The 26,492-nt window shown below is 67.8% G+C and carries 24 protein-coding genes; 14 read left to right on the top strand and 10 right to left on the bottom strand.

All coding sequences use genetic code 11. The annotated features are described in order from the left end of the window. Positions 1 to 12 precede the first annotated feature (12 nt). Genes DD542_RS05110 through DD542_RS05080 form a run of 7 tightly spaced genes read left to right on the top strand, consistent with a single transcriptional unit; the run spans position 13 to position 8,048 of the window. Positions 13 to 375, top strand: a complete 363-nt coding sequence (locus DD542_RS05110; protein ID WP_066154921.1) for a response regulator — start codon at positions 13 to 15, stop codon at positions 373 to 375. A 10-nt stretch (positions 376 to 385) separates the two neighbouring features. Then, positions 386 to 2,449, top strand: coding sequence for a chemotaxis protein CheW (locus tag DD542_RS05105; protein WP_127804272.1), 2,064 nt, complete (start codon positions 386 to 388; stop codon positions 2,447 to 2,449). Further along, the gene (locus DD542_RS05100; protein ID WP_127804270.1) at positions 2,449 to 3,381 is read left to right on the top strand and encodes a CheR family methyltransferase; all 933 of its coding nucleotides are present in this window, start codon (positions 2,449 to 2,451) and stop codon (positions 3,379 to 3,381) included. Before DD542_RS05105 ends, DD542_RS05100 begins: the two co-directional genes overlap by 1 nt. Beyond that, a complete protein-coding gene (gene cheD, locus DD542_RS05095; protein WP_127804268.1) occupies positions 3,368 to 4,096 on the top strand; it encodes a chemoreceptor glutamine deamidase CheD in 729 nt (242 codons plus the stop codon). Before DD542_RS05100 ends, cheD begins: the two co-directional genes overlap by 14 nt. 18 nt (positions 4,097 to 4,114) lie before the next feature. After that, complete coding sequence (locus DD542_RS05090; RefSeq protein ID WP_127804266.1) at positions 4,115 to 5,215, top strand: chemotaxis response regulator protein-glutamate methylesterase; 1,101 nt, start codon at positions 4,115 to 4,117, stop codon at positions 5,213 to 5,215. A 41-nt stretch (positions 5,216 to 5,256) separates the two neighbouring features. Next, positions 5,257 to 5,763: a hypothetical protein gene (locus tag DD542_RS23885; protein ID WP_241559684.1), complete on the top strand. Its 507-nt coding sequence runs from the start codon at positions 5,257 to 5,259 to the stop codon at positions 5,761 to 5,763. Further along, a complete protein-coding gene (locus tag DD542_RS05080; RefSeq protein ID WP_127804264.1) occupies positions 5,760 to 8,048 on the top strand; it encodes an ATP-binding protein in 2,289 nt (762 codons plus the stop codon). The genes DD542_RS23885 and DD542_RS05080 overlap by 4 nt, the downstream gene beginning before the upstream one ends. Before the next feature lie 15 nt (positions 8,049 to 8,063). On the opposite strand, the gene DD542_RS05075 is transcribed toward DD542_RS05080, so the two are convergent. The 5 genes from DD542_RS05075 to DD542_RS05055 all read right to left on the bottom strand — a co-directional run bounded on the left by DD542_RS05075 (position 8,064) and on the right by DD542_RS05055 (position 12,285). Then, on the bottom strand, positions 8,064 to 8,708 hold the full coding sequence (locus DD542_RS05075) for a hypothetical protein (protein ID WP_127804262.1): 645 nt from the start codon (positions 8,706 to 8,708) through the stop codon (positions 8,064 to 8,066). Between the two features lie 103 nt (positions 8,709 to 8,811). Beyond that, positions 8,812 to 9,351 carry a VOC family protein gene (locus DD542_RS05070; protein ID WP_079366681.1) on the bottom strand — a complete coding sequence of 180 codons (540 nt, stop codon included), beginning with the start codon at positions 9,349 to 9,351 and terminating at the stop codon, positions 8,812 to 8,814. Between the two features lie 38 nt (positions 9,352 to 9,389). Further along, positions 9,390 to 9,614 (bottom strand): DUF2783 domain-containing protein, encoded by a 225-nt coding sequence (locus tag DD542_RS05065; protein ID WP_066154945.1) that lies wholly within the window; start codon positions 9,612 to 9,614, stop codon positions 9,390 to 9,392. A 17-nt stretch (positions 9,615 to 9,631) separates the two neighbouring features. Then, positions 9,632 to 11,344: an FAD-dependent oxidoreductase gene (locus DD542_RS05060; protein WP_127804260.1), complete on the bottom strand. Its 1,713-nt coding sequence runs from the start codon at positions 11,342 to 11,344 to the stop codon at positions 9,632 to 9,634. 485 nt (positions 11,345 to 11,829) lie between these two features. Then, positions 11,830 to 12,285 (bottom strand): universal stress protein, encoded by a 456-nt coding sequence (locus tag DD542_RS05055; RefSeq protein WP_127804258.1) that lies wholly within the window; start codon positions 12,283 to 12,285, stop codon positions 11,830 to 11,832. Between the two features lie 244 nt (positions 12,286 to 12,529). Between DD542_RS05055 and DD542_RS05050 the strand changes: the two genes are divergently transcribed. The 4 genes from DD542_RS05050 (at position 12,530) to DD542_RS05035 (ending at position 15,493) form a co-directional block, all read left to right on the top strand. Next, positions 12,530 to 12,877, top strand: a complete 348-nt coding sequence (locus DD542_RS05050; RefSeq protein WP_127804256.1) for a hypothetical protein — start codon at positions 12,530 to 12,532, stop codon at positions 12,875 to 12,877. A 63-nt stretch (positions 12,878 to 12,940) separates the two neighbouring features. Next, positions 12,941 to 13,402 (top strand): MarR family transcriptional regulator, encoded by a 462-nt coding sequence (locus DD542_RS05045; protein ID WP_127804254.1) that lies wholly within the window; start codon positions 12,941 to 12,943, stop codon positions 13,400 to 13,402. A gap of 97 nt (positions 13,403 to 13,499) precedes the next feature. Continuing rightward, complete coding sequence (locus tag DD542_RS05040) at positions 13,500 to 14,534, top strand: aromatic ring-hydroxylating dioxygenase subunit alpha (protein ID WP_127804252.1); 1,035 nt, start codon at positions 13,500 to 13,502, stop codon at positions 14,532 to 14,534. After that, the gene (locus DD542_RS05035; protein WP_127804250.1) at positions 14,531 to 15,493 is read left to right on the top strand and encodes a PDR/VanB family oxidoreductase; all 963 of its coding nucleotides are present in this window, start codon (positions 14,531 to 14,533) and stop codon (positions 15,491 to 15,493) included. Before DD542_RS05040 ends, DD542_RS05035 begins: the two co-directional genes overlap by 4 nt. Here the strand turns inward: DD542_RS05035 and DD542_RS05030 are convergent, their stop codons facing one another. The 4 genes from DD542_RS05030 to glmS form a co-directional block, all read right to left on the bottom strand. Next, entirely contained in the window at positions 15,494 to 15,931 is a 438-nt protein-coding gene (locus DD542_RS05030; RefSeq protein WP_066261250.1) for a response regulator, read from the bottom strand. Next, positions 15,928 to 19,713: a PAS domain-containing protein gene (locus DD542_RS05025; protein ID WP_127804248.1), complete on the bottom strand. Its 3,786-nt coding sequence runs from the start codon at positions 19,711 to 19,713 to the stop codon at positions 15,928 to 15,930. The genes DD542_RS05030 and DD542_RS05025 overlap by 4 nt, the downstream gene beginning before the upstream one ends. Next, on the bottom strand, positions 19,713 to 20,741 hold the full coding sequence (locus DD542_RS05020; RefSeq protein WP_079366674.1) for an ABC transporter substrate-binding protein: 1,029 nt from the start codon (positions 20,739 to 20,741) through the stop codon (positions 19,713 to 19,715). The genes DD542_RS05025 and DD542_RS05020 overlap by 1 nt, the downstream gene beginning before the upstream one ends. Positions 20,742 to 20,842: 101 nt before the next feature. Then, the gene (gene glmS, locus DD542_RS05015) at positions 20,843 to 22,705 is read right to left on the bottom strand and encodes a glutamine--fructose-6-phosphate transaminase (isomerizing) (protein ID WP_127804246.1); all 1,863 of its coding nucleotides are present in this window, start codon (positions 22,703 to 22,705) and stop codon (positions 20,843 to 20,845) included. 138 nt (positions 22,706 to 22,843) lie between these two features. Here glmS and DD542_RS05010 point away from each other — a divergent pair, with 138 nt between their 5' ends. Both DD542_RS05010 and DD542_RS05005 read left to right on the top strand, forming a co-directional pair. Next, positions 22,844 to 23,353, top strand: a complete 510-nt coding sequence (locus tag DD542_RS05010) for an Lrp/AsnC family transcriptional regulator (protein ID WP_127804244.1) — start codon at positions 22,844 to 22,846, stop codon at positions 23,351 to 23,353. Positions 23,354 to 23,445: 92 nt separating this feature from the next. Next, entirely contained in the window at positions 23,446 to 24,156 is a 711-nt protein-coding gene (locus tag DD542_RS05005) for a DUF2726 domain-containing protein (RefSeq protein ID WP_066154980.1), read from the top strand. 19 nt (positions 24,157 to 24,175) lie between these two features. Here the strand turns inward: DD542_RS05005 and glmU are convergent, their stop codons facing one another. Continuing rightward, entirely contained in the window at positions 24,176 to 25,585 is a 1,410-nt protein-coding gene (glmU, locus tag DD542_RS05000) for a bifunctional UDP-N-acetylglucosamine diphosphorylase/glucosamine-1-phosphate N-acetyltransferase GlmU (RefSeq protein WP_127804242.1), read from the bottom strand. Between glmU and DD542_RS04995 the strand changes: the two genes are divergently transcribed. Beyond that, a complete protein-coding gene (locus DD542_RS04995; RefSeq protein WP_127804240.1) occupies positions 25,584 to 26,492 on the top strand; it encodes a DUF6279 family lipoprotein in 909 nt (302 codons plus the stop codon). The two genes, glmU and DD542_RS04995, sit on opposite strands and share 2 nt — an antisense overlap.

Below are 26,492 nucleotides of genomic sequence, written 5' to 3'. Positions count from 1 at the left end.
CGGAGAACCCCCATGCAATCCATTCTTGCCGTCGACGACTCGGCCTCCATGCGAAAGATGGTGTCTTTCACCCTCACTGGCGCAGGCTTTCATGTCGTGGAGGCAGTCGATGGACAGGATGCGCTTGAAAAGGCGCAGTCCCACCACATCGATCTGGTGCTGACCGACCAGAACATGCCCCGTCTGGACGGTCTGGGCCTGACCAAGAAGCTGCGCGAGAGCGCCAAGTTCAAGGCCACACCGATCCTGATCCTGACCACCGAGTCCAGCGACCAGATGAAGCAGGCCGGCCGCGCCGCGGGCGCGACGGGCTGGCTGGTCAAACCCTTCGATCCGGGCCGCCTGATCGAGGTCATCCAGAAAGTGATCCGCTGAGGAGCGCCCCATGGCAGAAGCAACCCACGAAAACTCCTCCGCCGGTGGCAACATCGACCTGAGCCAGTTCTATCAGATCTTCTTCGAGGAAGCCGGCGAAAACCTGGACCAGATGGAGCAGATGCTGCTCGCGCTGGACCTGGAACACGCTGACGACGAGGAACTCAACGCCATCTTCCGCTGCGCGCACTCGATCAAGGGCGGCGCCGCCACCTTCGGTTTTGCCGACGTGGCCGAGCTGACCCACCAGATGGAGTCGCTGCTGGACAAGCTGCGCCGCCACGAGCTGCAGCCCACGCCGCCCATGGTGGACGTGCTGCTGGAATCGTCCGACGCGCTCAAGCTGCTGCTGGCCCGCCACCAGGGCCAGGGCGTGGAGCCGCCGCCCACGGGCGAGCTGGTGGCGCGCATCAGTGCGCTGGCCCATGGCACCGCGGTGGCCGCCCCGGCGCCGGTCGCCGCCGCTGCAGCCCCGGTGCAGGCACCGGCCCCTGCGCCCGCCGCGGCACTGGCCGAAGGCGAGCGCAAGCTGACCATCCGCATCGGCCCGCTGGACCAGCTGGCCCAGGCCGACGGCATCGGTGAGCTGTTCCGCGACATCGCCGGTCTGGGACGCATCGAATCGACGCGCGACGACGGCCAGTTCCGTTCGCTCGAGGTGTTCACCCGCTCCAGCGACAGCGACCTGCTGGACCTGTTCACCTTCCACGTGAGCAAGGAGCAGATCCAGATTTCCGAAGCCGGCGCGCCAACGGCCGGCGAAGGCAGGGACTTCGGCTTCTTCGACGACGCGCCGGGCACGCCTGCGGCCCCCGCAGCGGTCGCGCCGGCCGTGCCGGTGGCACAAGCCGCTCCGGCGGCCAAGCCTGCGCCGCGCGCCGAGGCCCGTCCGGCCGCCGCCGGTGGTCTGGAGTCGAGCACGCTGCGCGTGTCCGTGAGCAAGGTCGACCAGCTGATCAATCTGGTGGGCGAGCTCGTCATCACCCAGGCCATGCTGGCGCAGAAGAGCCGCGAGCTCGACAGCACCGCCAACCAGCAGTTGCTGGCCGGCCTGGTCGACCTGGACCGCAACACCCGCGACCTGCAGGAAGCGGTGATGTCGATCCGCATGATCCCGATGTCGGTGGTGTTCAACCGCTTCCCGCGCATGCTGCGCGACCTGGCCAGCAAGCTGGGCAAGAAGGTCGAGCTGATCACCCACGGTGAAGCCACCGAGCTGGACAAGGGCCTGATCGAGAAGATCACCGACCCGCTGACCCACCTGATCCGCAACAGCTGCGACCACGGCATCGAGATGCCGGAGGAGCGCCTGGCCCGGGGCAAGCCCGATCACGGCACCATCACGCTCTCGGCCTCGCACCAGGGCGGCAGCATCCTGATCGAGGTGCGCGACGACGGCAAGGGCCTCTCGCGCGAGAAGCTGCTCAGGAAGGCCCGCGAAAAGGGCATGGATGCGCCCGATACGATGACCGACACCGAGGTGTGGAACCTGATCATGGCGCCGGGCTTCTCCACCGCCGAGGTGGTGACCGACGTGTCCGGCCGCGGGGTCGGCATGGACGTGGTCAAGAAGAACATCCTCTCGCTGGGTGGCACGGTGGAGATCGACTCCGCCGAGGGCTACGGCATGAGCGTCAAGGTGCGCCTGCCGCTGACGCTGGCCATCATGGACGGCATGAGCGTGCGCGTCAGCGACGAGGTCTACATCCTGCCGCTGTCCTCGGTGATCGAGTCCTTCCAGATCAACCCCGGCGACATCAACACCGTGGCGCAGGGTGCGCAGCTGGTGAAGGTGCGCGAGGAGTACATGCCGGTGATTGAGCTGGAGAAGATCTTCAGCGTGCCGCGCTTCGAGTTCCACGGCGGCAGCCCGATCATGGTCGTGGTGGAGGCCGAGGGATCGCGCGTGGCCCTGATGGTGGACGAGCTGCTGGGGCAGCAGCAGGTGGTGATCAAGAACCTGGAGTCGAACTACCGCAAGGTTCCCAACGTCTCGGGCGCCACCATCCTGGGCGACGGCAAGGTCGCCCTGATCCTGGACACCTCGGGCCTGGTGCGCCGCTCGAGGCACTGATGAGCACCCCCGCCGCGCTCCGCACGCCCCCCTCCAGGGGGCAGCACCTGCAGCCCGGCAGAGCCGGTTCTGCGGTGCTTCCCGTCACGGCCCCACCCTTTGCATTGGACGAAGACGGTCCGCTGGCCCAGGGGCGCGAGTTCGTCTGGTCCGACGCCGACTTCTCGCGCATCAAGGCGCTGATCTACAAGAAGGCCGGCATCAGCCTGCACGACGGCAAGCACGCGATGGTGTACAGCCGCGTCTCGCGACGCCTGCGCGAGACCGGCCACACCAGCTTCAAGACCTACCTGGACGCGCTGGAACAGCACGACGGGCCGGAGTGGCAGGAGTTCATCAACGCCCTGACCACCAACCTGACCGCCTTTTTCCGTGAGCAGCACCACTTCGGCGTGCTGCAGGAATTGCTGGCGGCCAATCGCTCCCACAACTGGAAGATCTGGTGCTCGGCCGCGTCCACCGGCGAGGAGCCCTATTCGATCGCAATGACCGCGGCGGAGACGCTGGGCGCCTCGGGCAGCTTCCACATCGTCAACAGCGACATCGACACCAAGGTGCTGGCGACCGCGGCGCGCGGCGTCTACAAGACCGATGGTGTCAAGGGTCTGAGCCCCGAGCGCCTGCAGCGCCACTTCATGCGCGGCAAGGGTGCGAACGCCGGACTGATGCGCGTCAAGCCCGAACTCCAGAAGCACATGGAGTTCATGACCGTCAACCTGATCCACGATCTGCCGTTCCGCGAGCCCTTCGACATCGTGTTCTGCCGCAACGTGATGATCTATTTCGATGCGGCCACCCAGCGTCAGGTGCTCGAACGCATCCACCGGGTGATGAAGCCCGGCGGCATGCTGTTCGTCGGTCACGCCGAAAACTTCAGCGACGCGCGCAGCCTCTTCACGCTGCGGGGAAAGACCGTCTATGAAAGGCTTTGAAAGCCCCACTGCGGCGCTTCGCGCCTTCCCCCCGGGGGGATTTCAGGCCGCAGGCAGTTCGGGCCAGCGGCCAGTCCTTCCGCCAGCCGCCACACCGCCCAGGTCCACACTGGATGCGCTGAAGACCCGGGCGCCCAGGCCGGGCGAGGCCTCCTTCTTCTACCGCGACCACCACTTCAACATCGACACCGTCAAGGTGCTGCCGGGTGAGTACTACGTGACCACCGACGACATGATGGTCATGACGGTGCTGGGCTCGTGCATCGCCGCCTGCATCTGGGACCCCAAGGTCCGCGTGGGGGGCATGAACCACTTCATGCTGCCCGAAGGCGCGGGCGACACCTCGGGCCGCTACGGCTCGTTTGCGATGGAACTGCTGATCAACGAGATGATCAAGCTCGGCGCCCGGCGCGAGAGCATGCAGGCCAAGGTGTTCGGCGGCGGCCAGGTGATGCACAGCTTCACCACCATGAACGTGGGCGAGCGCAACACCGCCTTCGTGCTCGATTACCTGCAGACCGAACGCATCGCCGTGATCTCCAAGGACGTCCTGGACATCCATCCGCGCAAGGTCTGCTACTTCCCGGCGACGGGCAAGGCCATGGTCAAGCGCCTGGCCCACTCGCATCCGGAGACGCTGGAAACGCAGGAACGCAAGGGCAATGCTGCGGTGGTCGCCAAGACCAACGCCGGCGGCTCGGTGGACCTGTTCTGAACCGCAGAAAGAACAGCCATGGCCAAGATCAGAGTGGTGGTGGTCGACGACTCGGCGCTGGTGCGCAGCCTGCTCACCGAAATCATCAACCGGCAGCCCGACATGCAGTGCGTGGGTGCCGCGAGCGACCCGCTGGTGGCGCGCGAGATGATCCGCGAGCTCAACCCGGACGTCATCACGCTGGACGTCGAGATGCCGCGCATGGACGGTCTGGAATTCCTCTCGCGCCTGATGCGGCTGCGTCCGATGCCGGTGGTGATGGTGTCCACGCTGACCGAACAGGGTGCCGACATCACGCTGCGTGCGCTGGAGATGGGCGCGGTCGACTATGTGGCCAAGCCCCGCATCGGCATCACCAGCGGGCTCAACGAGCTGGCCGGTGACATCGTCGACAAGATTCGCATCGCCTCGGCCGCGCATGTCCGGCGCCTGGCCCCGGCGCCTTCCGCGACCGGCACCATCACCCAGGCCACCCCTGCCACGGCCGAGGCGCCGCGGGCGCCGCTGCCGCGCCTGTCGACCACCGAAAAGATCATCTGCATCGGCGCCTCCACCGGCGGCACCGAAGCCATCCGCGAGGTGCTGACGCCACTGCCGGCCGACTCGCCCGCGATCGTGATCACCCAGCACATGCCCCCTGGCTTCACCACCAGCTTCGCTGCCCGGCTGGACTCGCTGTGCAAGATCCGTGTCGCCGAAGCCCGCGACGGCCAGCGCATCCTGCCCGGCCACGCCTACATCGCACCCGGCGGGCGTCACCTGCGCATCGACCGCAGCGGCTCGAACTACGTGGCCGTGGTCGAGGACACCGAACCGGTCAACCGCCACCGCCCCTCGGTAGAGGTGCTGTTCAAGTCGGCCGCGCGCGTGCTCGGCCCCAACGCGCTGGGCATCATGCTCACCGGCATGGGGGCCGACGGCGCCCTGGCCATGCGCGAGATGAAGGACGCCGGCAGCTACAACTACGTGCAGGACGAAGCCAGCTGCGTGGTCTTCGGCATGCCCCGCATGGCCATCCAGGCCGGCGCCGCCCACGAGGTCCTGCCCCTCAAGCAGATCGCCCCGGCCCTGCTCAACCGCCTGGCCAGCAACCCCGCCCTGGTGCGGCACCGCATCTGAGCCCCTACCCACACACCCGCGCCGATCCGCGGAGTCCTTCCATGAAAAACCGCCGCCTCTTCACGGTCAGCGCCCTGCTCGGCGCGCTGACCCTCTCCAGCGCCGCCCTGGCACTGGACGCCCCCAAGGAACGCCCCATCCTCGTCATCAGCGGCAAGATCGCCGCGAAGAACGCCGGCGAGGTGGCGCGCTTCGACATGAAGATGATCGAGGCCCTGCCCCAGCACAGCTTCACCACCAGCACCCCCTGGTTCGACAGGCCGGTGAAGTTCACCGGCCCGCTGCTGGCCGACGTGCTGGCCGCCGTCAAGGCCAGCGGCAGCAACGTGAGCGCGGTGGCCATCAACGACTACAGGATCACCATTCCCGCGGCCGACGCCGCGAAGTTCCAGGTGATCGTCGCCCGCCTGATCGACGACAAGCCGATCCCGGTGCGCGAGAAGGGCCCGCTGTTTGTGGTGTATCCGTTCGACAGCAGCGCCGAGCTGCGCACCTCGACGTACTACGAGCGGTCCATCTGGCAACTCAAGGCCCTGGACATCCAATGACACTCGCGCTGCCAAATCTGGCCCGCTGGCAACGTCGGCAGTGGGCCCTGGCCATCTCGCTGCTGCTGGCCATCACCCTGACGCCACTGGGCTGGATCCAGTGGCGCCAGTACCGCATGCTCGACGATGTGTCGACCAACCAGGTCGACTCGATCATGTGGCAGGCCTACCAGCTCGAACGCGAGCTGGGCCGGCTCGAACACTCGATCATGGACGCCCTCCAGGCGCCCGGCACGGTCGATGGCAACCAGCTCCTTGAGCGTTACGAGGTCTACCTCAGCCGCATCGACCTGCTGACCAGGATACCGCGCCGCGACCTGCTCGAAGCCTCCTTCGAATACACCGCGACCATGGCCAGGGTCAAGGACTTCAACAAGATCGCCGACCCGCTGTTCGCCGATCCGCAGGCGCTGGCGGCCAGCCCCAGGAAGCTGGCCCTGCTGGACCGCGCCATTGAGGACCTCAAGCCGCTGATGGGCGAACTCACGCGCGAGGCCAACCGCGCCGTGGCCCGTTTCGTCGACGAACGCAACGCCCAGCTGCAACACCAAGGCATCCTGGTGATCGGCCTGGCCGCCGCTCAGATCGCGGTGATGCTGATCTTCGTCGGCCTGCTGGTGCAGCACATCCGCAGGCAGCAGCGCCAGTACGCCAGGCTGCAGAAGCTCAGTGACGAACTGGCCGAGGCCCGCGACCTGGCCGAGGCCGCCAACCACGGCAAGAGCATCTTCCTGGCCAACATGAGCCACGAGATCCGCACCCCATTCCAGGGCCTGCTGGGCATGCTCAACCTGCTGGACGACGCCTCGCTGACCAGCCAGCAGCGCGACTACCTGAGCACCGCGCGCGATTCTGCGATGCACCTGCTGGGTGTGCTCAACGACATCCTGGACGTCTCGACCATGGAGTCGGGCACGCTCAAGCTCTCGGTGGTGCCGATCCACCTGCCCAGCGTGGTGAACGAGGTCGATGGCCTGATGCAGGTGGCCGCCCGCGACAAGGGGCTGGAACTGAACATCTACGCTGCGGCCGACCTGCCCGGCTGGGTGGAGGCCGACGCCACGCGCCTGCGCCAGATCATGTTCAACCTGATCAACAACGCCATCAAGTTCACCAGCGAAGGCAGCGTGATCGCCGAGCTGACCCGTGCGCCCGCGGGCAAGACCGGTGTGGTGTTCACCGTGCGCGACACCGGCATGGGCATGGACGAGGAAACGGTCTCCCGGCTGTTCACCCGGTTCTACCAGGCCGACAACTCGCTGCGCCGCCGCATCGGCGGCACCGGGCTGGGACTGGAGATCTCGCGCAACCTGGCCCGCATGATGGGTGGCGACATCGAGGTCAGCAGCCAGCTGGACGTGGGCTCGGTATTCACCGTCCACCTGGACCTGCCGGAGACCAAGGCCCCGGTGGAGGAAGAGCCGATCTCGGTGATCGGCAGCATCCAGCGCAAGCTCAAGGTGCTGGTGGCCGAAGACCACCCGATCAACCTCAAGTACATGAGCATCCTGCTGGAGAAGATGGGCCACGAGGCCACCTTCTGCGAGAACGGGCAGGAGGCGCTGCAACTGCTTGCGCACGACCTCTTCGACGTGGTGCTGCTGGACTACCACATGCCGGTGCTGGACGGCCTGGCCACCACCGAGGCGATCCGCCGGCTCGACGGCCCGGTGTCGGAGATCAAGGTGATCCTGGTGACCGCCGATGTCGTCAACGACACGCGCAAACGGGCGCTGGAAGTCGGCGTGAACGAGTTCACCAGCAAGCCGCTGCAGGCCGAAGACCTCAAGCGGGCGCTGCGCCGCTGCGGCCTGCTGGACGACCCCGGCATGACGGTGGAAGAACTGGGCCCGACCGAGCTGCTAGCCTCCAGCCCCTTCCCGCTGTCTTCCTACGAAATGCCTGTGCGCCTGCCCGACCGGAGCCACGCAGCGGTGCGTCTGGTCGACACCGACTCCTACCGGGAGATCCAGGACATGATGCCGCAGGAGTCGCTGGAGGAACTGCTCAAGACCCTGTTCGAATCACCCGAGGGCACGGTGCATGTGCTGGGGCAGGCCCTGCGCGCCGGCGACCGCCAGGCCATCGGCTACAACGCCCACAAGCTCAAAGGTTCGGCCATGCTGATGGGCTTCCGCGCCCTGGTGAGGACATCGGCCCAGATCGAGCACATCACCACCCAGACCGACGACCCGGTACCGGCCGAACTGGGTCGGCAGCTGTTGCGCGAAGCCAACCTCACCCGTCAGGCCCTGCGCGACTTCGAGCCGGTGCAGGCGGCCTGAGCCCTGTTGCTGGGCTCAGACCCGGCGGCTGAGCAGGCTGCCGGTTTCCAGGGACTGCCAGGTGCTGGCGCCCTGCTCGGTGTAGGCCACCGGCGCCTGTTCCCGGCGCAGCGCGGCAGGAACGGCCTCGATGCCCGGCAGATCCACCTGGGCATCGTTGGCGACGGGTCGCTGGTTCGCGGCCCCGCTGTCCCGCGCCCCGCTGGCTGCGGCGGCATCGACCGCGTCCGCCGCCTGCTCTCGGCCCAGCACCACCTCGACCACGGCGGCGCTGGCCTTCCACACGGAGGCCAGCACCTCTTGCAACTGGGGCTTCTGCTCCGCCTGCTCACGGGCCTTTTGTTCTTCCTGGCGCTGCTCGGCACGCAGCCTGGCATCGGCCAGGTTGTCGGCGGGCGAGGTTCGTTCGCTGCCCTTGGGACCGTTGGGCAGGATGGGCGCCGGCTGGGCCGTGGACACACCAGCACCCGGCTCCTGGTCGCCGCGGACCGGTGACGGAACACCGCCGCGCGCACCTTGGCCACCGCGGCCCGAATCGGCCTGCGGATCGCGGGCGGACGGCTGCGCAGCCCCGACCGAGGCCACGGCAGGCACCGGCGCCACGGTCACGGGCGCCGCGGTCGGCCAGCTCACGGGCTGGCTGGTACTGATGTTCAGCATGGAAAACCCCCTTTTCAACGGGTCAGCGGCCATGACAATTCCGCTGGTCTTCCGGGTTTTCGACCACCTAAACCGGAACTTGAGGGGTTTTCACCCCCCAATTTCAGCTGGCGGCCAGTTCTTTTTCGTGCATCCAGGCGGCGTGCTTGGGCGCGCGCTTGGTCTGGGACCATTCATTGAGCATGTCCCACTTCACGTCGTCGAGCTTCTTCATCATCTCGGGCGTGGCGGTGTTGGCGGCCAGCTCCAGGCGGTGGCCGTTGGGGTCGAAGAAGTAGATCGACTTGAAGATGGTGTGGTCGGTCAGGCCCACCACCGGGATGCCGGCCGCTTCCAGCTTCGCCTTGGTGGCTTCGAGTTCGGCCACGGTGTCGACCTCCAGCGCGATGTGCTGGACCCAGTCGGGCGTGTTGGGGTCCTTGCCCATCTCGGGCGAGTTCGGCAGTTCGAAGAAGGCCAGGATGTTGCCGCCACCCGCGTCCATGAACAGGTGCATGTAGGGGTCTGGCGCGTGGGTGGACGGCACCTGGTCTTCGGCGATGGCCAGCACGAAGTTCATGCCCAGGTGCTTCTGGTACCACTCGACGGTTTCCTTGGCGTCCTTGCAGCGGTAGGCGACGTGGTGGATCTTGCGGATGTTCATGGGGTTCTCCTGTGGGTGTTCCGTTGTCGGGTGCGGGTTCAGACGCCTTCACGGGCGATGGCCAGGGCTTGTTTCAGGGCCGAGATGTCGCCGACCTGGTTCGCCAGCAACAGGATCAGCTTGGCATTCAGCATCTGGCTCTGTTCGTCGCTGAGGTCGCGGTGGGTCTCGATCAGGGCTTCGTAGAAGTCGTCGCCGGGCGTGAAGTCGCGGAAGTAGCGCTGGCCGGGTTCGGCGAGGTTGGGTTGCAGTTGCAGGCTCATGAATGTCTCCTCGGGGTTCAGGCGGCGACGGCTTCGGGCTGGGCGGCCGCGGCGGTCAGGCCCTGTCCGGTGGCGCGGGCCAGGGCGGCGCGCACGGCGGCCAGGTCGGAGCGGCGCCAGCGGGCGGTCACGTGCTGGTCGGGGCGGACCAGGTAGGTCGTGCCCGGGCGGGCGTCGTAGCGCTGGGCGAACAGGCCGTCGCGGTCCTGCAGCACGGTGAAACCGACGGCATTACCGCCATGCGGCGTCACCAGCACCGTCTCCACCGGCACCGGGCCGGCGGCCAGCGCCGTGGCCTGGGCGCGCAGCGACAGCTCCAGCTGGCCCGGGTCGTCCACGAAGGCCAGCAGCACGAAGCGGTTGCCCAGCTGGTCGAGCAGCCAGGCGTCGTAGCCGGCCACGCGCACCGGCGCGTCGTCCATCGGCGCGCCAGGGACCATGTTGCCCTCGAAGGTGTCGGCGTCGGGCGTGTTCAGCGCCGACTGCACCAGGAAGGCAGGCACCGACAGGCGGCCCGAGTTGACCAGCTTGCGGGCGAAGGGCTGCGTGCGCGCCAGTTCCAGTGCGGCGTTGCGGAACAGCTTGCTGACCGCGCTCTTGGGCGTGATGAAGTCGGTGGAGCGGGTGGAGTTGCGGATGTTCTCGTCGGCCGCGTAGGTGCGGTCGGCGTCGTAGCTGTCCAGCAGTGCCTCGGGCGCCTGCCCCTTCATCACCAGCGCCAGCTTCCACAACAGGTCGTCGGTGTCCTGGAAACCGGAGTTGGCGCCGCGCGCCCCGAAGGGCGAGACCTGGTGCGCCGCGTCGCCCACAAACAGCAGGCGGCCGTGGCGGAAGTTCTTCATGCGCCGGCACTGGAAGGTGTAGATGCTGGCCCACTCCAGTTCGAACTCGCGGTCGTCGCCCAGCATGGCCTTGACGCGCGGGATGATCTTCTCGGGCTTCTTCTCTTCCTCGGGGTCGGCGTCCCAGCCGAGCTGGAAGTCGATGCGCCAGACGTTGTCGCTCTGCTTGTGCAGCAGCACGCTCTGGTTGGGATGGAAGGGCGGGTCGAACCAGAACCAGCGCTCGGCCGGGAAGTCGGCCTTCATCACCACGTCGGCGATCAGGAAGCGGTCCTTGAAGACATGGCCCTCGATGTCCAGGCCCAGCTGGCGCCGCACGTTGGAGCGCGCGCCGTCGGCCACGATCAGCCAGTCGGCATCGATCTCGAAGTGGCCGTCGGGCGTCTCGACGCTGACGCGGGCGCCCTCGCTTCCGTTGTCACCCAGGGGCTGCACGCCCACCACCTTGTATTTCCAGCGCAGGTCGGCGCCAAGTTCGGTGGCGCGGTGCACCAGCGCTTCTTCGAGGTGGTACTGCTGCAGGTTGATCATGCCGGGGCGCTTGTGGCCGGCGTCGGGCACGAGGTTGAAGCGGTAGACCTCTTCCTCGCGCAGGAAGGTGCGACCGACGTTCCAGCTCACGCCCTTGTCGACGATAGCGTCACCCACGCCCAGGCGGTCGAGGATTTCGAGCGCGCGCTTGGCGTAGCAGACGGCGCGCGAGCCGAAGGAGACGCTGTCTTCTTCGTCGAACAGCAGCACGTCCAGGCCGTGCAGCCGGGCGTCGATGGCCGCGGCCAGGCCGACCGGGCCGGCGCCGATGACGATCAGGGGTTTGCGCTGCGGCGCGCCGGCCATGAGGTCGGCGGGGGCGCGGTACGGAAAGGTGGGGTAGGTGTAGGTGCCCATCGAGGTCTGTCTCCTGCGGGGTGTGCACCGGCGTGTTCTGGTCTGCCGGCCGGGTGGTTTGGTCCGGGGCGTACTGTAGCTCAGAATTTCATATTGGTAAATACGTTTCTCTAAACGTAATTTCAAAATTGCCTGCAGAAGCGGTTCTCAGGGCGTTTTTCGGCTGCACCTTCGCGGACCTGAAAGCGGTTGGGCACCCTGCGCCGCTCATGTCCCCCGACGGCCTTCGGCCGTCTCCTCCTTTACTTCGCTCTGCAGGGCACCCAACCGCTTTCAGGTGAAGCATTGCAGGCCCGCCAAAAGCGGCACACCCACAGTCGTGCGGGCGCCAACGGCGCGGGGTGACTGGCGCAGCGAAGTAAAGGAGGAGGGTTTTGCGCAGCAAAACCCGGGGGACATGAGCGGAGCCGGTCACCCCGCGCCGTTGGCGCAGAGAGGGGGAGTCAACAAAGCAACAACCCCACCAGCCGCCGGAGAAAAACAGGTCACGAGTCTTCTTCGGAAGGCGCGACCGGCTCCCGCACCACCGTCACCGGCACCGGCGAGTGGTCCACCAGGTGCTGCGTCACCGAACCCAGCAGGGCTGCCCGCAAGCCCCCGCCGGTGCCAGCGGTCATGATCACCGCCTGACAGCCATACCGCTCGATGATGTCGATCAAGGTGTTCGCCGGATCACCGCTGGCCACTTCCTTCTCGACCTTCTGCCCCGCCGCCTCCAGCAGCGCCACCGCCGGCCGCATCAGGTCCATCCCCGCGCCCTCGCTCACCTTTTCCAGCACCTCGGGATCGTGCGCCACCACCATCTCGTACAGCGTCGCGCTCTCCTGCACGTTCGCCACCACGAAGCGCGCCCGCAGCCCCGAATGCACCAGCCGCACCGCGTGGTGCACCGCCAGCAGCGCGTGGGAGGAACCGTCGACCGGGATCAGGATGTTCAGCATGGCGCTCGCCTCCAGCGAATGGCCCCGCCCCTTGCAGGACCTCCGGACCATGATGCCACGCGCGTGCCGCGATGACCATGCCGAGTCCCGTGGCAGCCACAGGGTTGCACCGTGTGCGGAAAGTCTCGCGCTTCCGCCGGCATCCGCAACAACCTGTCAGTGCTGACAGTGATTCATGCTGGCACACCGGGCAAGATGGCGACAGCAACCGCTCCCGAACCGTCAGACCACCGTCCACCACGCCATGCGCCCCCAGACCCGAGAGCTGTTCACCGAGTCCGCCTACGGCGCCCTGCCCCAGCCGGACCCGAGGCTGGCCGCCGCACAGGCCGCCCAGCCCGCCGTCGAACCGCCGACCTTCGTCGAAACCCTGGGCTTTCCCAAGGGCACGCCTGCGCTGCCCCTGGCCCTGGTGCTCGAAGACATCCGCGCCACCGCCCCCGGCACCCGCGTCAACCGCCTGCTGGCGCCCGGCACCCTCAGCCGCCTGTTCAGCCAGGAGGCCGCCGCGGCCTCCTACGCGCTCGCCATCCTGTCCATTGTCGAATCTCCCGACTTCGAGTCGATCCTGGCGCGCCTGCGCGCGTGCTGAGTTTCTGCACCTTGCCGCAGGTGCGGCTTAAGATCCCGGCATCCAACAGCCGCCGAGCCTCACGTGAACACGGACCCGCCGACCAACCTGACGCTGCAGGCCGAACCCGGCCACCTGATCCGCCGCGCGCACCAGCTCGCGGTGTCGACCTTTCACGACACCCACGGCCGGCAGGTCACGCCGGTGCAGTACGCCGTGCTGCGCGCGCTAAAGGCCGAGCCCGGCATCGACCAGGTGACCCTGGCCGACCGGGTGGCGCTGGACACATCCACCACCGCCGACATCGCCACCCGGCTCGATGCCAAGGGCTGGATCGTGCGCGAACTGCTGCCAAGGCGCCAGCGCGCGCTGCGCCTGACCGCCGACGGCGAGTCGGTGCTGGCCGACATGCTGCCGCGCGTGCACCCGATGTACTCGCGCCTGCTGGAGCCGCTGGAGCCCCACGAACGGGACGAGTTCCTGCGCCTGCTGCGCAAGTTCGTGCACCTCAACGAACAGTCGGCCTCCCCTTCCGATCAGGGTTAACCCGGATTTGCGGGGTCTTTTTTTCCTCGCGCCCTGTTCGTACAATGCACTTCATTCAGCATACTGAATGAAGAAACCACCCACGAAGGAGACCTGCATGTTCCCCGTCAACACCTGGTACGTGGCCTGCTCGGCCGACGAGATCGACGAAAAACCCCTGGGCCGCACCATCTGCAACCAGGCCATCGTGTTCTACCGGGCCCACGAGGGCAAGGTGGCCGCGGTGGAGGACTTCTGCCCGCACCGCGGCGCACCGCTGTCGCTGGGTTATGTGTGCGAAGGAAAACTGGTCTGCGGCTACCACGGGCTGGAGATGGGCTGCGACGGCAAGACGATCGCCATGCCGGGCCAGCGCGTCGGCGGCTTTCCGGCCATCCGCAGCTTCCCGGTGGAAGAGCGCTACGGCTTCGTCTGGGTCTGGCCGGGCGAGAAGGACAAGGCCGACCCGGCGCTGATCCCGCACATGGAATGGCACGACAACCCCGAGTGGGCCTACGGCGGCGGGCTCTACCACGTCAAGGCCGACTACCGGCTGATGATCGACAACCTGATGGACCTGACGCACGAGACCTACGTGCACGCCACCAGCATCGGCCAGCCGGAGATCGACGAGACGCCCTGCAAGACCACCGTCAACGGCGACGAGGTGGTGACCAGCCGCTTCATGAGCGACATCCCCGCGCCGCCGTTCTGGAAGGCCGCACTGCGCGCCAAGGGACTGGCCGACGACGTGCCGGTGGACCGCTGGCAGATCTGCCGCTTCACGCCGCCCAGCCACGTGATCATCGAGGTGGGTGTGGCCCACGCCGGCCACGGCGGCTACGACGCGCCGGCCGAACACAAGGTCTACAGCCAGGTGATCGACTTCATCACACCCGAGACCAACACCTCGATGCACTACTTCTGGGGCATGGCGCGCAAGTTCAACCCGGGCGACAAGGCGCTGACGGCTCAGATCCGCGAGGGCCAGAGCAAGATTTTCTCTGAGGACCTGGAGATGCTGGAGCGCCAGCAGCGCAACCTCAGCGCCTTCCCGGACCGTGCCCTGCTCAAGCTCAACATCGACACCGGCGGCGTGCAGTCGCGCAAGGTGATCGAGCGCGTGATCGCCGCAGAACGGGGTGCGGCATGACCGCCCTGCTGCGCGTGCGCGTGGCGGTCCGCCGGGACGAGGCGCTGGACATCTGCAGCCTCGACCTGGTGCCGGTGGACGGCAGCGCCCTGCCCGGCTTCAGCGCCGGTGCCCACATCGACGTGCACCTGCCCGGCGGCCTGGTGCGCCAGTACTCCCTGTGCAATCCGCCCGGCGAAACGCAACGCTACCGCATCGCCGTGCTGCGCGACGCCGCCTCGCGCGGCGGCTCGGCCACGGTGCACGACCAGCTGCAGGTGGGCACGGTGCTGGACATCGGCACGCCGCGCAACCTGTTCGAACTGGACCCCGCGGCGCCGCACCACCTGCTGCTGGCCGGTGGCATCGGCATCACGCCGCTGCTGGCCATGGCCGAGCAGCTGGCAGCACAAGGCGGCGGCTTCACGCTGCACCACGCCACGCGCTCGCGCGAGCGCACACCCTTCGTGGCGCAGCTGGCGAGCGCCCCCTACGCGGACCGAGTGCACCACCACTTCGACGACGGTCCGGCGATGCAGAAGCTGGACCTCGCCGCCACGCTGCGCAGCGCGCCGGCCGGCAGCCATCTCTACGTCTGCGGCCCCACCGGCTTCATGGAGGCGGTGCTGGCCGAAGGCCGCGCCCAGGGCTGGGACGAGGCCCGCCTGCACCGCGAGTACTTCGCGGCCGCGCCCACCGGCACGGCGGGCGACGGCGGCTTCGAGCTGGAGCTGGCGAGCAGCGGCCGCGTGATCCCGGTGGCGGCCGACCAGACCGCGCTGGCCGCGCTGCTGGCGGCCGGTCTGGACATTCCGATGTCCTGCGAGCAGGGCGTCTGCGGCACCTGCCTGACGGGGGTGAAAAGCGGCGTGCCGGACCACCGCGACCAGTACCTCACGCCCGAGGAGCGCGCGGCGAACAACCAGTTCCTGCCGTGCTGCTCGCGCGCCAGCAGCGCGCGTCTGGTGCTGGACCTCTGATCAGACCCGGCCGGGCCGCTCGTTGAGCACGCACCAGTAGAGCTCGATCTGCTCGGCCACTTCCATGAACTTGCTGAAGCTCACCGGCTTCTCGATGTACGAGTTCACGCCCAGGTCGTAGGCGGCGGTGAGGTCGCGGTCTTCGCGCGAGGAGGTGAGGATCACCACCGGGATGCGGCGGAAACGCTCGTGCGCCTTGAGCTGGCGCAGCACTTCCAGCCCGTTGACCTTGGGCAGGTTGATGTCCAGCAGGATCACCGCCGGCAGCTGTTCTCCCGCGTCCCAGCGCGCCATGAAAGCCAGCGCCTCCTCGCCGTCGCGCGCCACCTGCACATGGTTGGTGAGCCGCTTCTTCGTGAATGCCCGGAGCGTCAGGTCCAGGTCCATCGGGTTGTCCTCGACCAGCAGGATCGGGGGCGGCTGCAGGGCAGTGTTCATAGCGGGAACTCCAGATAGAAGGTGGCGCCGGCGCCCGGGGCACTCTCGGCCCACACACGTCCGCCCATGCGCTGCACGGCCTTGGCCACCAGCGCCAGACCGACGCCTGTGCCCGGAAACTCTTCCGCCCGGTGCAGGCGCTGGAAGATGCCGAACATGCGATCGTGGTATTTCATGTCAAAACCCACCCCGTTGTCGCGCACCCAGAGGACACGGCACCCGTTTTTCAGGCAGCTGCCGATCTCGACCACGGGCGGGCTGCTGTCCCGGCTGAACTTCAGCGCGTTGCCGATCAGGTTGCGCAGCACCACCGAAATGCCCTCGCGGTCCAGTGCCAGCGTGAAGTCCTCCAGCCCGGTCCGCACCTGTGCGCCCTGGCGCTCGATGTCGGCATGGAAACTCTCCAGGATCGATTCGACCAGCGGCCGGATCGCCACCGGCCCGGCGGCCATGTCGCGCCGCTCCATGCGCGAGTACTCCAGCAGGTCGGAAATCAATGCGCCCATCTGCTGCACTCCGTGGCGGATGCGGCGCACGAAGTGCCGGCCCTCTTCGTCGAGCCTGTCGCCGTACTCTTCCACCAGCAGCTGGCTGTAGCCGTCGATGCCGCGCAGCGGCGCCTTGAGGTCGTGCGACACGGTGTAGGAAAACGCCTCCAGCTCCTGGTTCGCCTGGCTCAGCTGCGCGGTGCGCTCGGCCACCCGCTGCTCCAGCGCCTGGTTGATGTGCCGCAGCTGCTCCTCGGCATGCACCGACTCGGTGATGTCCAGCAAGGTGCCGATGTACCGCGGTTGCAGCTTCTCGGCGCTCCGGTCGATGCGGCGCGCGGTCCGGCGCATCCAGCGCACAGGGCCGTGGGCGGGGTTGGTGCGGAACACGAAGTCCTTGGGCGGGCCACCGGCGCGGATGGTCCGCATGTCGTCCATCACCATGGGACGGTCGTCGGGGTGGATGCGGTCCAGGTACTGCGCATCCGTCGGCGGCCGAGCCGCCGGCTCCAGCCCCAGGTTGCGAAACAACTGGGCCGAGACATTGAGCCGCTGCGTTTCGGCGTCGCCGGCCCAGCTGCCCAGCAGCGACACCGTCTCTGCCTGCTCCAGCATGTCCTTGAGGTCGGTCACCACTTGCGAAGCCAGCACCCGCTCGGTGACGTCCATGGTGGTGCCGAACAGGCGCATCGGCTTCCCCTGACCGTCGCAGGACAGGCGCGCCCGTGTCTCCAGGTACCGGACCCCTGCCGGCGTCACCACGCGGTGGTCGACCACACGGGTGTCGCCGTCCTTGCCAGCGAGGTGCTCCCGCATGGTCTGCTGCATTCGCGGACGGTCGTCCGGGTGCATGCTGGCCATGAAGTTCTCCATCGAGGCCTGGTCGGCGTCCGGGTCAAAGCCAAGCAGCGGAAACAGGCCTCTCGACCAGGACACCTGACGCGACGGCAGGTCGATGCGCCAGTTGCCCATGCGCGAGAGTTCCTGCGCCTCGGCCAGCACCCGGCCCTGCTCGCGCAGCGCGGCCTCGGCCACCTTGCGCTCGGAGATGTCGCGCAGGATGGTCGACAGGTACATCAGCTGCCCGTCGGCTCCGTGGTGCGAGAGAATCATCTGCGACATCGGGATCTCGCGGCCATCCGCGCCGTACACCGCCGTCTCTCCCAGCCAGCGGCCCTGTGCGATCGCCACCGGTATGCCCTGCTCCTTCACGATCCGCACCGCCCATTCGGGGTGCACGCGACCGATCGCGTCTGCCAGCGGTGCGTCCTCAGGCAACCCGAGCACCTCGTAACCGGCGCGGTTGTAATAGAACACCTCCCCCCGAGGATTGGCCATGCTCACGATGTCCGGGGTCGCCTCCAGCACCGAGACCAGGCGGTCCCGGTCGCGCTGCGCCTCGACCAGGTCGGTCTCGTCGACCACCATGCCGACGCAGCGCACGAACTGCCCGTCCTCGGGTTCGAACTCGGCCCGCACATGCAGGTGGCGCACACCGCGCACCGGGTTCAGGACGCGGCAGCGCAGGTCGCTGGGCTCACCGGTGCTGGCACCGCGCCGGACGGCCTCCCGCACCAGCGCCCGGTCTTCCGGCACCACCAGGGCATCGGCTTCCTCCAGCGTCATTTCCGGATGTGCCGGATCGGTGCCATAGATCACCAGCGCCTGCGGCGACGCCACGAAGGTGCGCCTGCGCAGGTCCATGGTCCAGCTTCCCATGTTGCCGATGCGCTGTGCCTTGAGCATCTGGTCCTGCATCTGCTGCAGCGTCTGTTCGTACCGATGGCGTTCGGTCACGTCCTGGATGGTGGCGAACAGCTGCCGGACCTGTCCGCGCTCGTCACGGACCGCGCGCACGTCAATTTCGGCGTGCACCATGCGCCCGTCCTTGCGCACGAAGCGCTTGGACATGCGGTAGCCGCTGCGCTGCCCGGCGATCAGCTCGTCGAACAGCGCCACGTTGCGCTCCAGGTCGCCCGGCGGTGTCATCTCGGCCCAGTTCTTGCGCAGGAGCTCCTCGCGCGGGTAGCCGAGGATCTCGCACAGCTGGTCGTTGACCTGCAGCCAGCGCTTGTCGGTCGGCGACGAGATCGCCATGCCCAGGAAGGGCAGTTCGTAGAACATGCGCAGCAACTCGGCCTGCTCCCGCTGGGCCTGCTGGGCCTCCTTCTGTGCGCTGATGTCCAGCAGGATGCCGCTGATCCGCACCACCTGGCCGAGTTCGTTGCGCTCATAGCGGGTGTGGTCGTGCACCCAGGCGGTGGAACCATCGGCCCGGAGGATCCGGTATTCCTGGTGGTACTCGTCCGGCCCGTGCTCCAGGAAACGGTCCACCTCGGCCCCGACCCACCCGGCGTCGTCCGGGTGCAGCAGCGACACGAACGGCACGCGCCCCACCACCAGCGCGTGCGGGTCGTAGCCCCACTGGCGGATGTTGTCGTTGACATAGTGCACCGGCCAGCCAGGCGCCAGACGCCACTCGATCACCACCAGCGGCGAACGGTTGACCAGCTCGCTCAGGTGCAAGGCCACGGCCCGGTCGGTCTCCAGCTGGCCGGCCATGTGGTCGGTGGCGCGTCCGATCAGCGCAAGTTCATCCTCCCCGGTCAGCCCCGCGCGCGCCGAGAGGTCGCCTGCGCCCATGTGTTCCAGGGCCGTGACCAGCTTCTGGGCCCGCCGGAACCAGATCAGGTGCAGCAGCAGCGCCAGCAGGGTCGCCACACCCAGCGCGGCCAGCGCCTCGACGGCCAGTTCCCGCTGCGCCTGCTGCCGGCGCTGCGCCAGAGGGACGGAGATGTCCACCAGCACTCCCAGACGGTGTCCGTCCAGCAAAGTCACCCAGCCGGTCAGCAACGAGGTCTCCCGAACCACCGAGATGTCGATCCCGGTGCGCACCGGCCCGTTGAAAAGCGCCCGCAGACGCTCGCGCTCGTCGACCCGCGAGAGCACCTCGTCCAGCGTCCGCCCGATGTCGGCCCGCGACAGCGAGGCCAGCACCACGTTCTGCGGACTGACGAGATAGGCGTGCTCCATGCCATCGTGCAGGCCCAGCGCGCCCACGATCCGGCGCAGCATCAGCGGGTCGGACATGCCCATGCGCACGTCGAGACGGTTCTGGTCAATGCCCAGGCGGTCTCGCAGCCGCTGGGCTTCGATCACCTCCACTTCGGCTGTCATGCGCCCCATCTGGTGCTGGTACCGGATGCCGATCGCCAGCAGGGCCACCAGAAAGATCAGCAGGGGCACCAGCCGGCGGCCGGACATGCCCAGCAGACCATGGCGCAGCGCCGACATCACGGCTGTGCGCTTTCCAGGGCCTGCAGGCGGTCGGCCCAGCCCTCGTCCAGCAGCCGCGCCCAGTCTGGCGGTGTCCTGATCAGGCCCATCAGGCCCAGGGTGGTGGCCAGACTTTCCGACTGCCGCCCCAGTGCGCGCGGCCGGCCCGACATGAGCGCCTGGCCCTCCTGATCGGTATAGAACTTCAGCCCCTTCAGCGTGGTGAGGTAGTCGGCGGGCGTGAGGTCGACACCCACCGCCAGCAGCTCGGCACTCGCCTGCGGATCGCTCTCCAGGGCACTGAGCCCGCGGCGCCAGCCGAGCACGGCCGCCTCGACCTGCGGCTGGCGCCGCGACAGCGTCTCTGCCCGGACCACCAGCACGTCCACGATGTCGCCCGGCATCTGGCGGCTGTCGAACACCGGCCGCAGTCCTTCGGCCTGCAAGGTCCCGGCCAGGGGCTCGTACGTCACAGCCGCATCGACCAGCCCGTTGCGCAGCGCGGCCAGGTGCTGCGAGGCCTCCAGGTTGCGAACCTGCACCTCGTGCGGCTGCAGGCCACCGACCTGCAGCAGGCGCTGCAGCATCAGGGCGCCCACCGTGGTCCGCTCGACGGCAATCGAGCGGCCACGCAGCCCGGCCGGGCTGCGGATGTCCGGACGCGCCATCACCACATCGGCACCGGCCGAGGTCGACAGCAGGAGCACGATGCGCAGGTCGACGCCCTCGTCGGCCAGACGCAGGGTCTCGTCCAGGGTCAGTGCGGCGCCGTCGAGCAAGCCGTTGCGCAGGTAGCGCATGGTTTCAGAGCTGGAAGCGAGCTCCACCACCTTGACCTGCGTCGCGTCCATCAGGCCCCTGTCGCGCGCCAGCACCATCGGGTCGTAGCCGACCCAGGGGTTCAAGCCCAGTTTCAGTGGCGCCTGGGGCGGCGGCTGGCAGGCGGTCAGCGCCGCCGCACCCAAAGCCAGACAGGTCAGCAGGGCCCTGCGGCTCAGGGTCCTCCCGGTTTCGCTGTCTGCGCCTGTCTGTGGTTCCTGTGGCATGCAATGGGCCGCTGGCTTCTGGTGTGGAACATTCTGTCACCGAAGCTGACAGGCCGGAACCAAGCGTGGTCAACGAAACCCGCCGGTTCCCCAAGAAAGCCTCACTCCACCGTCACGCTCTTGGCGAGGTTGCGTGGCTTGTCGACGTCGGTGCCCCGGGCCAGCGCCGTGTGGTAGGCCAGCAGTTGCAGCGGCACCACATGCAGGATGGGTGAGAGCGCGCCGTAGTGTTCGGGCATGCGGATGACGTGGATGCCTTCCCCGCTGCCGATGCGGGTGTCGGCATCGGCCAGCACGTAGAGCACGCCGCCGCGGGCCCGCACCTCCTGCATGTTGCTCTTGAGTTTCTCCAGCAGCGCGTCGTTCGGCGCCACGGTGACCACCGGCATGGCGCTGGTCACCAGGGCCAGCGGGCCGTGCTTGAGCTCGCCGGCCGGGTAGGCCTCGGCGTGGATGTAGCTGATTTCCTTGAGCTTGAGCGCGCCTTCGAGCGCGATCGGGTAGTGCAGGCCCCGGCCCAGGAACAGCGCGTTGTCCATGCGCGCGAAGTCCTCGGCCCAGCTGATGACCTGGGGCTCGAGCGCCAGCACCGCCTGCAGGGCCACCGGCAGGTGGCGCATGGCCTTGAGGTGCGCCGCCTCCTGCTCGTCCGACAGGCGCCCGCGCACCTGGGCCAGCGCCAGCGTCAGCAGGAACAGGCCGGCCAGCTGGGTGGTGAAGGCTTTGGTCGAGGCCACGCCGATCTCCACCCCGGCGCGGGTGATGTAGGCCAGGCGGCACTCGCGCACCATGGCGCTGGTGGCGACGTTGCAGATGGTCAGCGTGTGCGCCATGCCTAGGCCCTGCGCATGGCGCAGCGCGGCCAGGGTGTCGGCGGTCTCGCCGCTCTGGCTGATGGTGACCACCAGCGTCTTCGGGTCGGGCACGCTGGTGCGGTAGCGGTACTCGCTGGCCACCTCCACCTGGGTGGGGATCTGCGCGATCTCCTCCAGCCAGTACTTGGCCGCGCAGCCGCTGTAGTAGCTGGTGCCGCAGGCCAGGATCAGCACGCGGTCGATCTGCTTGAAGATGCCGTAGGCGCCGTCGCCGAACAGTTCGGGCGTGATGCCGCTCACGCCTTCGAGCGTGTCGCCAATCGCGCGCGGCTGCTCGAAGATCTCCTTCTGCATGTAGTGGCGGTAGGGGCCAAGTTCGGCGGCGCCGCTGTGCGCCTGCACCGTCTTCACCGGGCGCTGAGCGGCGTCGAAGCTGCGCCCCTGGCCGTCGGTCACCCAGTAGCGGCCCAGCTGCAGGTCCACCAGGTCGCCCTCTTCCAGGTAGACGATCTGGTCGGTCACGCCGGCCAGGGCCATGGCGTCGCTGGCCAGGAAGTGCTCCTTGCCCCCGTCGCCCACCCCCAGGATCAGCGGCGACCCGGCGCGCGCGCCCACCACGCGGTGCGGCTCGTCCTTGTGGAACACCGCCAGCGCGTAGGCGCCGTGCAGTTGCGCCACCGCCGCCTGCAGCGCCGCGAACACGTCGCCTTCGTAGAGCGAATCGATCAGGTGCGCGATGACCTCGGTGTCGGTCTGGCTCTCGAACACATAGCCCTTGGCCTGCAGGGCGGCGCGCAACTCGTCGTGGTTTTCGATGATGCCGTTGTGCACCAGGGCGACGCGGCCGGCCGCACCGCTGACACTGGTGTGCGCCGGGCCGTGACTGAAATGGGGGTGGGCGTTGTGCACCGCCGGCGCGCCGTGCGTGGCCCAGCGCGTGTGCGCAATGCCGGTGCCGCTGGCGATGTGCTCGGCCTTCACCTGCTCGACCAGCTCGGCCACCCGGGCCGTGCTGCGCGCCCGGCGCAGCCCCTCGCTGTGCACCGCCACGCCACAGGAGTCGTAGCCGCGGTACTCCAGCCGCTGCAAGCCCTGGACCAGAACGGGCACCACATCACGCCCCGAAACCCCTGCCACGATGCCGCACATATTGGTTCACTCCATTGGTTGGTATGGGGGCATGGTAGGCACGGCAAAAAGAAATAGGCATTCACATATATGCCATCCAGTGTTTGATAATTTCTTTATTTGCTGTGCTTTTGTTTTTATTTCACAAACTACACATTTATGGAATCTGAATTCCTTGATGCCACCGATCTGAGGCTGCTGGAGCTGCTGCAGACCGACGCCAGCCGACACAACCAGGCCCTGGCCGCCCTGGCCCACGTGTCTCCGCCCACCAGCCTGCGGCGCATCAAGCGCCTGCGGGAAGCCGGCGTGATCGAACGCGAGGTGGCGCTGCTGCACCCCGACCGCCTGGCACCGCTGATCGGCCATGGACTGACCACGCTGGTGGAGGTGACACTGGAACGCCAGGGCGCAGAACACCTGGACGCCTTCGAGGCCCATGTGCTGCCCGACCCCGCCGTGCAGCAGTGCTACCGCGTCAGCCCGGGCCCCGATTTCATGCTGGTGGTGCACACCCGTGACATGCCCGCCTACCTCGCGCTGGCACAGCGGCTGTTCACCTCCAGCGCCAACGTGCGCAACGTCAAGGCCTTTTTCAGTGTGAAGCGCGCCAAGTTCGATCCCAGGATCCCGCTGTCCGGTGGCCTCCAGCCCGGCCCAGCCGATTAGTAACAAGGGGTTATTTGCGCCCAGACCGCGTAACACCCCACCTAGAATCCCTGCACCAAAAAGTTGCCATTTGCCAACAGTCAGGAGGTTGCATGTTTCCGTTGTGGACCGCGTTCTTGGTCGCCATCGCCCTGGTGGCGGGGGGTGTCTGGGTCTATCGCCGCTACTTCCGCAAGGTCTCCGGGCGCGAGGACCGCTACACCCCCGAGCGCATCCTGACGCCCGAACAGGTGGCCATGCTGGACTATCTGCGCGACACCTTCCCCGACCAGGTGGTGCTGCCCAATGTCCCGCTCCAGAACATGCTGTCTGTGCGGCGCTCGGCCGACATCCAGCGCGCCAAGGAACGGCTGAAGACCCAGAAGGTTGACTTTGTGGTCTGTGACGCCGACGGGCGTGCGGTGTTCGCCTTCGATGTCGAGCAATACCATCTCAGCGACGCCAAGGCCAAGGCCCACCAGGTCAAGATCAAGAACCGCATCCTCAAGACCGCCGGCGTGCGCTTCCTGTTCCTCAAGAACAGCATCCACCGCATGCCCACGCCCAACGACTTCCGCCGCCAGCTCGATCTGGCCGCCCTGCCCCGGCCCAAGGCCCAGGACGGCGAAAGCAACAACGGCGAAAGCGTCCGCCAGCAATTGGAGTCGAAATTCTCGGAGTTCGACACCCTGGTCTATCCCAGCACCGGCTTCAAGGAGTCCGAGGTGATGGGCCTGAGCGGCCTGATGGAGCTCGGGGAGGCCCGGACAGACCGCAAGTCTCAGCACGAGCGGCAGATCGAAGCGGTGCGCCGCCGCGCCTGATCCGGGCCGCCCGACCCGATCAACCCTTTTTCTTCGCGGGCCGCTGCCAGTTCGGAATCACCGCCTGGCGCCCGCGCGCCACGCTCAGCGCGCCCGGCGGCGTGTCGCGGGTGATGGTCGAGCCGCCCCCCACCGTCCCTCCAGCGCCGATCGTGACCGGTGCCACCAGCACGCAGTTGCTGCCCACATGCACGTCGGCTTCGATCACCGTGCGGTGCTTGTTGGCGCCGTCGTAGTTGGCAGTGATGCTGCCGGCGCCGTAGTTCACCCGTTCGCCCACGCTCGCATCGCCCAGGTAGGCCAGGTGATTGGCCTTGGCGCCGTCGGCCAGTGTGGAATTCTTGACCTCGACAAAGTTGCCGATGTGCACCTCGCGCCCGAGCTTGGCACCGGGCCGCAGGCGGGCAAACGGGCCGATCAGCGCACCCTCGCCGACCGACACACCGGCTTTCTCGCCCTCGATGTGGGTGAACGGGTGGATCACCGCGCCCGCACCGATCACCGCGTTGGCGATCACGCAGTTGGCACCGATGCGCACGCCCGCCGCCAGTTCCACCCGACCTTCAAACACGCAGTTGACGTCGATCTCCACGTCCTGTCCGCACACCAGCGTGCCGCGCACGTCCAGTCGCGCCGGGTCGGCCAGGCGCACGCCCTGCTCCATCAGCGCCTCGGCCACGCGCCGCTGGTGCGCGCGCTCCAGCTCGGCCAGCTGCGCCGGGCTGTTGACGCCCGCCACCTGCAGTGCGTCGGTGATGCGGTGCGCCTGCACGGCCACACCGTCGGCCACCGCGAACTTCACCACGTCGGTCAGGTAGTACTCGCCCTGGGCGTTCCGGTTGTCCAGGCGCGCCAGCCAGCCGCGCAGCAGCTGCGTGGGCACGGCCATGATGCCGCTGTAGATCTCGGTGATCGCGCGCTGCGCCTCGCTGGCGTCCTTGTGCTCGACGATCGCGGTCACCGAACCGTCGGTTGCGCGCTCGATGCGTCCGTAACCCGTGGGGTCGGGCATGTCGAGCGTCAGCAGCGCCAGCCGCTGCCCGCCGCTGAGGTTCAGCAGCGCCTGCAGGGTTTCGGGCCGGGTCAGCGGCACGTCGCCCGAGAGCACCAGGGTCACACCGTCGTCGGGCAGCACCGGCACCGCCTGCTGCACCGCATGACCGGTGCCCAGCTGCGGCTCCTGCCGCACAAACTGCAACTTCAGCGCTTCACCCGACTCCAATGCCGGAGCGACCAGGCCGGCTTCCACCTGTTCGGCGCCGTAACCGGTGATCACCACCACCGAACGCGCCGATACCCGGGCGGCCGTGTCGATCACATGCTGGGCCAGTGCACGACCGCCCAGACGATGCAACACTTTGGGCCTGCTGCTCTTCATGCGCGTGCCTTTGCCGGCCGCCATCACCACCACATCCACAGGGAACGACATGAACACCTTTCCTGAGGCCGACAAGGGCACCTCTTCGATGGCGCGGATTATCGCGCGCGCCCTGGTGCTGGGCCTGCTCTCGCTCGTGCTCGTGGGCTGCAGCGCGCTGCGCCTGGCCTACAACCAGGCGCCCAGCCTGGGCTACTGGTGGATCGACGGCTATGCCGACCTGAACGAGGCACAGACGGGCCAGCTGCGGCGCGACATCGATGCCTTCTTTGCCTGGCACCGCACCACGGAACTGCCGGGCTACATCCAGCGCCTGCAGCAGTGGCAGCAGATGGCCCAGACCGACAGCAGCGCCGACCTCGCCTGCGCTCAGTTTGATGCCCTGCGCGGCGCCTACCTGCGCATGGTCGACCGCAGCCTGGAGCCCATGGCCCGGCTGGCCCTCACCCTGACCCCTGCCCAGCTGCAGCATCTGCAGAAGAAGTACGACAAGAACAACCGGGAGTTCGAGCAGAAGTACATCCGCGTCAGCGACGAGGAGCGGCTGGACAACCTGATGGACCGTGCCCTGGACCGCTACGAACCCCTGTACGGCGACCTGAGCAATGCCCAGCTGGCCCTGCTGCGCGAGCGCATCCGCAGTTCGCCATTCGACGCCCAGCGGGTGAACACCGAGCGCCTGCGCCGCCAGACCGATTTGATCCGCACCCTGCGCGAACTGCAAACCGAGCGCGGCGCCACCGTGGCCACCGCCACCACTGCGCTGCGCCGCTGGCACGACCGCGTGATGCAGTCGCCCCTGCCCGGCTTCGCCGCCTACAGCGACCACCTGGTGCGCAATGCCTGCGAGCAGTTCGCCGCCGTGCACAACACCACCACGGCGGAACAGCGGCAGCACGCCGTGCGCGTGCTCAAGGACTACGAGCTCGACCTGCGTTCGCTCACCGCGCAGCACTGA

The sequence above is a fragment of the Hydrogenophaga sp. NH-16 genome, from assembly GCF_004006415.1.
Taxonomy (GTDB): domain Bacteria; phylum Pseudomonadota; class Gammaproteobacteria; order Burkholderiales; family Burkholderiaceae_C; genus Hydrogenophaga; species Hydrogenophaga pseudoflava.
The sequence above is the reverse complement of the archived record's forward strand: the minus strand, read 5'-3'. Positions and strand labels throughout refer to the sequence as shown.